This window comes from Anaerococcus sp. NML200537 (genome assembly GCF_026131715.1).
GTDB lineage: Bacteria > Bacillota > Clostridia > Tissierellales > Peptoniphilaceae > Anaerococcus > Anaerococcus kampingae.
Window position 1 is genome coordinate 1 of record NZ_JAMXSL010000057.1, and the last position, 8,142, is coordinate 8,142.

At 36.7% G+C, this 8,142-nt stretch carries 7 protein-coding genes and 2 other annotated features; of the genes, 6 read left to right on the forward strand and 1 reads right to left on the reverse strand.

The features are described from left to right. Window positions 1–71: 71 nt before the first annotated feature. Window positions 72–307: a binding site (T-box leader), on the forward strand. Between the two features lie 56 nt (window positions 308–363). The 6 genes from NH288_RS10850 (at window position 364) to NH288_RS10875 (ending at window position 6,555) form a co-directional block, all read left to right on the forward strand. Further along, on the forward strand, window positions 364–1,548 hold the full coding sequence (locus NH288_RS10850; RefSeq protein WP_265215298.1) for an ABC transporter substrate-binding protein: 1,185 nt from the start codon (window positions 364–366) through the stop codon (window positions 1,546–1,548). 177 nt (window positions 1,549–1,725) lie between these two features. After that, window positions 1,726–1,968, forward strand: a binding site (T-box leader). Between the two features lie 56 nt (window positions 1,969–2,024). Continuing rightward, window positions 2,025–3,176: an ABC transporter substrate-binding protein gene (locus NH288_RS10855; RefSeq protein ID WP_265215300.1), complete on the forward strand. Its 1,152-nt coding sequence runs from the start codon at window positions 2,025–2,027 to the stop codon at window positions 3,174–3,176. Window positions 3,177–3,191: 15 nt separating this feature from the next. Then, on the forward strand, window positions 3,192–4,079 hold the full coding sequence (locus NH288_RS10860; RefSeq protein ID WP_265215302.1) for a branched-chain amino acid ABC transporter permease: 888 nt from the start codon (window positions 3,192–3,194) through the stop codon (window positions 4,077–4,079). A 1-nt stretch (window position 4,080) separates the two neighbouring features. Further along, window positions 4,081–5,058: a branched-chain amino acid ABC transporter permease gene (locus NH288_RS10865; RefSeq protein ID WP_265215304.1), complete on the forward strand. Its 978-nt coding sequence runs from the start codon at window positions 4,081–4,083 to the stop codon at window positions 5,056–5,058. Beyond that, window positions 5,039–5,830, forward strand: coding sequence for an ABC transporter ATP-binding protein (locus tag NH288_RS10870; RefSeq protein WP_265215305.1), 792 nt, complete (start codon window positions 5,039–5,041; stop codon window positions 5,828–5,830). The genes NH288_RS10865 and NH288_RS10870 overlap by 20 nt, the downstream gene beginning before the upstream one ends. Before the next feature lie 17 nt (window positions 5,831–5,847). Next, window positions 5,848–6,555, forward strand: a complete 708-nt coding sequence (locus tag NH288_RS10875) for an ABC transporter ATP-binding protein (protein ID WP_321161888.1) — start codon at window positions 5,848–5,850, stop codon at window positions 6,553–6,555. Between the two features lie 164 nt (window positions 6,556–6,719). On the opposite strand, the gene NH288_RS10880 is transcribed toward NH288_RS10875, so the two are convergent. After that, a complete protein-coding gene (locus NH288_RS10880) occupies window positions 6,720–8,087 on the reverse strand; it encodes a leucyl aminopeptidase (RefSeq protein WP_265215308.1) in 1,368 nt (455 codons plus the stop codon). Window positions 8,088–8,142: the final 55 nt, after the last annotated feature.

An 8,142-nucleotide genomic window follows, 5' to 3' on the forward strand; every position in this document is an offset into this window, starting at 1 on the left:
GTATTATAAATAAATATAATAAATTTATTTGACAAATAATAAAAGGGGTTATATAATATGAACTATCAAATACAAAAGCGTTGATGTGGAAGAGTAATTAGGATAGTCTTCAAGAGAGCTAGTGGTTGGTGCGAACTAGCAGGATGAAACTAACGAAAATCACCACTGAGCTTTCTTGCCGAAAAGTAGGTAAGTGCGGGAGCTCCCGTTACAGAGCTATTCATTAAATGAAACTAAGTGCATCATTAGATGAAAAAGAGTGGTACCGCGGAGTGTAAAAATTTGTTTATTACCCTTCGTCTCTTTAACCAGTAGGGATAAAGAGACGGAGGTTTTTTTATTCCAAAAATAATGGAGGAAATTATGAATTTAAGAAAAAAATTTGCAGTTGGAATGTTACTAGCAGGATTATTTTTATCAGCCTGCGGCAATGAAGGTGGAAACGAAAGCAAAAAGGCAGATGGAGCAAATAAGCAAGAAGCAAGCGAAACTATAAAGCTTGGCAACTCAGCCCCTTTAACAGGCCCTCTATCAATCTATGGTCAAACTACTAATAATGGTATAAAACTTGCCCTAGAAGAAGTAAACGCAAATGGCGGTATACTCGGAAAAAAAGTTGACTGGGTAGAATATGATGATAAGGGAGAGATAACAGATGCTGTTACTAACTACAACAAACTTATGGAAGATAAGGTAGATGCAATCTTTGGTGGAGTTCCATCTAAACCAGCCTTAGCCATAGCAGAATCTTCTGTTAATGATGGAGTATTATATATCACTCCAACAGCGACTCAAGCAAACATAACAGAAGGTAAGCCAAATGTATTTAGGACATGCTTTACAGATCCTTTCCAAGGTGAGGTACTAGCAAACTTCTCAAAAGAAAAGTTAAATGCTAAAAAGGTTGCAATACTACGTAATCAATCATCAGATTTCTCAATGGGAGTTGCTGATGTATTTGAGAAAAAGGCTAAAGAATTAGGCATGGAAGTAGTAGCAGATGAATCATATGGAGATAGCGACACAGACTTTAAGGCTCAGCTTACAAATGTAAGAGGCCAAAACCCAGATGTCCTATTCATACCTGATTATTATGAAAAGGTAGCTTTAATAGCTCCTCAAGTAAAGGAAGCTGGCATTGAAGCTACTCTAGTTGGCGCTGATGGCTGGGATACAGTCCTATCAGTAATGGATGAATCAAGCTTTTCATCATTAGATAATTCATACTTCTCAAACCAATTTACCCTAGAAGACCCATCTGAAGAAGTACAAACATTCTTAAAGAACTATAAAGAAAAATTTGGTGAAAACCCATCAACATTTGCAGCAGAAGGCTATGACACAGTTTACCTATATAAACAAGCCGTAGAAGCAGCAGGAACAACAGAATGGGCTAAGGTAATAGAAGCCCTAAAGAAAGTAGAATTTAAGGGTGTTACAGGATCATTTACCTATGATGAAAACAACAACCCAGTAAAAACTGCTAAGATGATAAGAATAGAAAATGGTGAGTACAAATTCGATAGTGATGCAGGTACTAATAAATAATTATTTGTAAAAATTCATCGAGAATAAAAAGTGAATATTAGCTTTTGCTGGAAAATAATTAATAAGAGACTGAAAAATATAGCAATCGGCGGTAGCATATAATTAAATATCCAAATAAATCTATTTTTATTAAGAAAATATTTGACAAGTAGGTTTTAGGATATATAATATGTAAATATAAATGCTAAGAAATGGAATATTATAAGATAACCTATCTTAAAAGAGAGATATTGGCTGGTGTGAAATATCAAGATGGGCCTTAGAACTAGCCATGAAGCAGCGCATTGAAAGATTAGTAGGTGTAGCCGGGAACTCCCGTTACAGAGTTATTCATTATATGATCAGAGTGCATCGTTTGATGAAGAAGAGTGGTACCGCGGAGCAGGTTAAATTTAGACTAACAAACCCTTCGTCTCTTCTACCATATGGTAGGAAAGACGGAGGTTTTTTTCTACCAAAAATAATTAGGAGGAAAAATGAACAAGAAAATTATAACCATGATTGCTATAACAGGAGCAATATTTACAGGATGTGGAAGCGGAACAAATAATAAAAATGTAGCTGATGAGAATACTATAAAAATCGGCTCAACTTTCCCACTAACAGGTCAATACTCCAACTATGGTGTATCAACTGTAAATGGAATTAAGATGGCCGTTGAAGAAATAAATTCCAACGGCGGAATAGATGGTAAAAAGATTAGCCTAGAATCATTGGATGATAAGGGAGAGTTAACAGATTCTGTTACTAGTTATAGAAAGCTTGTAGAAAATGGAGCGGCAGCTGTAATTGGTACAAATACCTCAAGCCCATCACAAGCGATAGCAGAAGCAAGTCAAGCTGATGGCATACCAGTTATTACCCCAACAGGTACTGAAGAATCAATAACCGTAGGAAAGCCAAATGTCTTTAGGACATGTTTTACAAACCCTTATCAAGGTGATTTATTAGCAATTTATGCAAAAGATAGCTTAAAGGCAAAGACGGCTGCAATCTTAGAAAATACTGCAAGTGATTATTCAACAGGTATAGCTGATGCCTTTGAAAAGAAGGCAGAAGAGCTAGGTATTGAAATAGTTGCCAAGGAATCATATGGGGAAAATGACACAGACTTTAAGGCTCAACTTACAACTATAGCTGGTAAAAATCCTGACGTATTGTTATTGCCAGAATATTATGAGAAATTATCACTTATTACACCACAAGCAAGAAATGCAAATATCAATGCAGCCTTCTTGGGTGGAGATGGCTGGGATGGAATCTTAAAGACAATGGACCCATCAAGCTATGATGTAATTGAAAATTCTTTCTTTACCAATCACTTTAGTATTGAAGATACTGATCCAAAGGTTCAAGAATTTATAAGTAAATACAAGGAAACTTATGGAGAAGATCCTACTGCATTTTCAGCCCTAGGCTATGACACAGTTTATATAATAAAACAAGGTTTTGAAGCAGCCCAGTCTGATTCAAACGAAGATAGATGCGCTGCAATAAAGGGTTTAAATTTTAAAGGCATAACAGGTTCTTTCACCTTTGATGAAAATAACAATCCTAAAAAGGCAGCATCAATTATGAAGATAGAAAAAGGGGAATACAAGTTTGATTCAATTGTTAACCCTAGATAGAAAGAGGAGAGATTAATGGATTTTATTACCCAATTATTTAACGGGCTACAACTAGGCTCTATATATGCCCTTGTAGCCCTAGGGTATACGATGGTTTATGGTATAGCCAAACTTATCAACTTCGCCCACGGCGATATCATAATGGTGGGTGGATATACTGTATTTCTTGCCATCCAATTACCTTTATTTAAGGCAGGCTTGCCACTATGGCTTGCTATAGTACCTGCCATATTAGTATGTACGATACTTGGCGTAGTTATAGAAAGAGTAGCCTATAAGCCACTTAGGAATTCTTCAAGAATTTCCTTACTTATAACTACCATAGGTGTGTCCCTATTTTTACAAAACTTATTTGTAAAGATATTTACATCAAGTGCAAAACCTATACCAGGGCTTTTCCCTCAAAAGTCTCTAAACTTTGGAGGAGTTCACCTATCACTTGCTACAATAGTTACAATCGTATCAACAATTATACTAACATATTTATTGAACTTATTTGTAAATAAAACAAAACACGGTAAATCAATGCTAGCTGTAAGTGAAGACTACGGCGCAGCAGAGCTTGTTGGCATAAATGTAAATAAGGTTATGACAATGACCTTTGCTATAGGATCAGCCCTTGCAGGTGTAGCTTCAGTTTTATATGTAGCTAGCTATCCACAAATCCAACCCTTCATGGGATCTATGCTTGGTATTAAGGCCTTTACAGCAGCGGTCCTAGGAGGAATTGGAAGCATACCAGGGGCTGTTATAGGCGGTTTAATCCTAGGTATAATAGAAGTTTTAACCAGAGCTTACCTATCAAGTGCTTATGCAGATGCCATAGTATTTGTAGTGTTGATTATAGTTTTACTAGTAGCTCCAAATGGCTTATTTGGCAAACTAGAGAAAGAAAAGGTGTGATATGTCCAAGAATAGAAAGAAAACTTATCTTATCACAACAGCATTAGTAGTATTATTTTTTGTAATAATCCAAAGTCTAATTGGACTTAATCTTTTAAATAGATATTGGCAAAATATCCTTGTACTAATTTGTATAAATATAATAATGGCAACAAGTCTTAACCTAACTGTAGGTGTCTTAGGACAAATTAACCTAGGCCACGCTGGCTTTATGGCAATTGGTGCATATTCAGCAGCTTTATTTCTTAAAAGCGGCCTAGTAGGTGGATTTTTAGGCTTTATACTTTCTCTTATAATAGCAGGAGTGGTTGCAGCTATATTTGGTGTTTTAATCGGACTTCCTGTTTTAAGGTTAACCGGTGATTATCTAGCCATAGTAACTCTAGCCTTTGGGGAAATTATAAGAGTTTTAATCGAGAACCTAGCTTTTACAGGTGGTGCCCAAGGTCTTGCAGGAATTCCAACAACCAATGATTTCGGCAAATTTTATTTTGTAGCAGCCTTCCTTGTGGCTATGATCTTTACCTATGCTTCTTGCCGTCATGGTAGGGCTGTCTTATCAATAAGAGATAATGAATTGGCAGCCCAAGCTTGCGGTATCAATATCACAAAGTATAAGACCTTTGCCTTTGCCCTATCCGCAGTTTTTGCAGGTATAGCAGGTGCCCTTTATGCTCAAAGCTTTGGGGTATTGGCAGCGAATATATTTAACTACAACAAGTCATTTGACTATCTAGTAATGGTAGTTTTAGGTGGTATGGGATCTATGACAGGTGCAATCTTCTCATCAATTGGCCTAACAATTCTTCCGGAAATATTAAGACCACTTGCTGAATGGAGAATGGTAATCTATGCTCTAATCCTTATAGCTGTTATGATTTATAGACCTCAAGGTCTTTTAGGAAGAAAAGAATTTTCAATAAGAAATCTATTAAAGATAGATAAGTATAAGAAAGGAGATGTTGAAGTTGAACAGTAAAGAAATAATACATGATAATGTGCTTGAAGTAAAAGACCTCAGCATTTCCTTTGGAGGACTTAAGGCAGTATCTGATGTAACTTTTAACCTAAAAAAGAGTGAGCTCTTAGGCCTAATCGGCCCCAACGGAGCTGGTAAAACTACTCTTTTTAATATGTTATCAGGAGTATATACCCCAACAAGCGGTGAGATTTTATTAGATGGGGAGATGACCAATGGTATTTCTCCAGATAAGCTTTCAAAGATGGGTGTAGCAAGGACTTTCCAAAATATAAGACTATTTGATAACCTAACAGTACTAGATAATGTTAAACTTGCCATGAACCAATACATGGACTATGGAGTTCTTAGTGGTATGCTAAGATTTCCTAGCTTCTGGAAGGAAGAAAATGAAGCGACAGAGACAGCTAAGGAAATCTTAAGCCTCTTCAATCTAGAAAAATATTTCAGGGCCTTTGCAGGAAGTCTTCCTTACGGTGCCCAAAGAAAGCTCGAAATAGCAAGGGCTATGGCAACAAGACCTAAGCTTCTTCTACTAGATGAGCCAGCAGCAGGTATGAATGAGTCTGAAACTCAAGATCTTATGGATTCTATAAGGGTCATAAGAGAAAAAACCGGAGTTTCAATCCTATTGATAGAGCATGATATGAACCTGGTTTTAGGTATATCAGAACGACTTATTGTTCTAAATTATGGAGAAATCCTTGCTCAAGGTGATCCTAAAGAAGTAATCTCAAATGAAGAAGTAGTAAGGGCCTATCTTGGCAACTAGAAAGAGGAAATATGAGTATATTAAGAGTTGAAAATTTAAGTGTATATTATGGAAATATCAGGGCTCTTAAGGGTATCAGCCTTAAAGTAGAAGAAGGCGAAGTGGTTTCCTTAATTGGTGCCAATGGTGCAGGCAAAACTACAACCCTTCAGACTATTTCAGGTCTTTTGGATGCCAAAGAGGGTGATATTTTCTTTAATGAAAAGTCAATCAAAAAGGAAAAATCTTTCCAAATTACAAGAGAAGGCATTGCACAAGTGCCTGAAGGAAGACGTGTATTTGCAGGTCTTTCTGTAGAGGATAATTTAAAACTTGGAACAATAGCTGTGGATAGGTCTGACGAAGAAAATCAAAAAGAAATTAAAAAGATTTACGAGCTTTTTCCTGTTTTAGAAGAAAGAAAAAATCAAAAAGCAGGTACCCTTTCGGGTGGTGAGCAGCAAATGCTAGCTATGGGCAGGGCCCTACTTACTAACCCTAAGGTGCTACTTTTAGATGAGCCATCAATGGGGCTATCGCCTCTATTTGTAGATAAGATATTTGATACGATTAGGATTTTAAAAGAAGAAGGCAGGACAATCCTACTTGTAGAACAAAATGCAAATCTTGCCCTAGATATAGCTGACAGGGCCTATGTTCTTGAGACAGGCAAGATTGTAAAAGAAGGTAAGGCTAGTGATCTAAAGGCAGATCCAGATGTAAAAGCAGCCTATCTAGGTATATAAAAACAAGGGGCTGTTGCAGAATGAATAAATCGTCCCAAATCATTAGAGGAACCTCCACGAAAATTTTGCCTCCATGAGCCGGCAGGCTAGGCCAAAAATTTTCTAAGAGAACCCTCTAATGATGGGACGATAGTTATTCATAGTTTTGCAACAGACCCTTTTTTTTAATAGTTTTTAGCTAAATTGTATAGGGTCTTAACATGGACACCTGTTGCTCCTGTTTCATTTATTCCTTGTGGAGCTGATAGGTAAGCAGTTCCTGCTATATCAAGGTGAACCCATGGACAATCATCGATGAAGTTTTCGATGAATTGACCAGCTGTTATAGATCCTGCCATTCTGCCACCAGAGTTTTTGACATCGCCATTTTCGCTCTGGTTGTAGGTCTTAAAGAATGGATCGTTTGGAAGCTGCCAAATTTTTTCATCAGAATCTTCGCTTGCTTTTTTAACCTTAGCAAAGGCAGCATCATCATTTGTAACAGCACCTGTGTAGGTTTCGCCAAGAGCCACTAGGACTGCACCTGTAAGGGTTGCAAGGTCAACTAATAGGCTTGGCTTATATTCTGTAGCTGCGTAATTTACAGCATCTGCAAGGGTAATCCTTCCCTCAGCATCTGTATTATCGACATCTATTGTCATACCATTTCTTGCTTTGATTATGTCACCTGGCTTATAAGCCTTACCTGATATTAGGTTTTCGCAGGCTGCAACAATAGCTACAACATTGACTTTAAGCTTATTTGAAGCAATTGCCTTCATTGCACCGATAACTGTACCTGATCCACCCATATCTGAGTTCATAGTCTTCATACCAGCAGATGTTTTAATAGAATAACCACCTGCATCATAGGTTAGACCCTTACCAACTAAGGCTAGAGGCTCATTGTCACCCTTTAGGTATTCCATAACTATAAATTTAGGTTCCTTATCAGATCCCTTAGCTACATCATAAAAAGCAGTAAGACCCATATCAAGAATTTCATCCTTGCCATAGATTTTTACATCAACACCAAGGTCTGATAAATTATCATGGGCAGCTTGCGCTAAAGTTTCTGGGTAGATGTCATTTGACCTTAGATTCACAAGGTCTCTTGCTAAAAATTGACCTTCTAAAACATTTGAAAGCTCTTCTAGGTCAGCTTTATATGGTGAAAGGCTTTCATCAAAGTTAATTTCAGAAAGTTTTTGACTAGATTTTTCGCTCTTGTAGTGGTCAAACTTATATGAAGCCACCATAGAGGCTTCTCCTATTGCAAGGCAAAAGTCCTTATCATCAAGGTCTGTATTATTTGCTGAAAATGAAATAGTAGAAATATCCTTATCAGCTAAAAATCTTATAAGTTTAGCTACAGCTTCTTTTAGGATATCCTTAGTAAAGTCTTCACTTTTGCCAAGGCCTAGTAGGATTTCTCCTTCAGCTTCTACTGGCAATATTTCGCCACTTTTAGCCTTAAAAAACTTATTCTTATTATCTTCTTCGAAAATAAAATTGATTTTGTTTTCTTTTTTATTATTAAAATTAAAGTTCATAGATCCTCCTTGCTTTTATTTTACTAATTATAAAAATATCTTCACTATAAAAGAC

Excerpts from the sequence above, each read along its gene's own strand:
- NH288_RS10880 (WP_265215308.1), bottom strand. The coding sequence starts at position 8,087 with ATGAACTTTAATTTTAATAATAAAAAAGAAAACAAAATCAATTTTATT.
- NH288_RS10870 (WP_265215305.1), top strand. The coding sequence starts at position 5,039 with ATGTTGAAGTTGAACAGTAAAGAAATAATACATGATAATGTGCTTGAA.
- NH288_RS10855 (WP_265215300.1), top strand. The coding sequence starts at position 2,025 with ATGAACAAGAAAATTATAACCATGATTGCTATAACAGGAGCAATATTT.
- NH288_RS10865 (WP_265215304.1), top strand. The coding sequence starts at position 4,081 with ATGTCCAAGAATAGAAAGAAAACTTATCTTATCACAACAGCATTAGTA.
- NH288_RS10850 (WP_265215298.1), top strand. The coding sequence starts at position 364 with ATGAATTTAAGAAAAAAATTTGCAGTTGGAATGTTACTAGCAGGATTA.
- NH288_RS10860 (WP_265215302.1), top strand. The coding sequence starts at position 3,192 with ATGGATTTTATTACCCAATTATTTAACGGGCTACAACTAGGCTCTATA.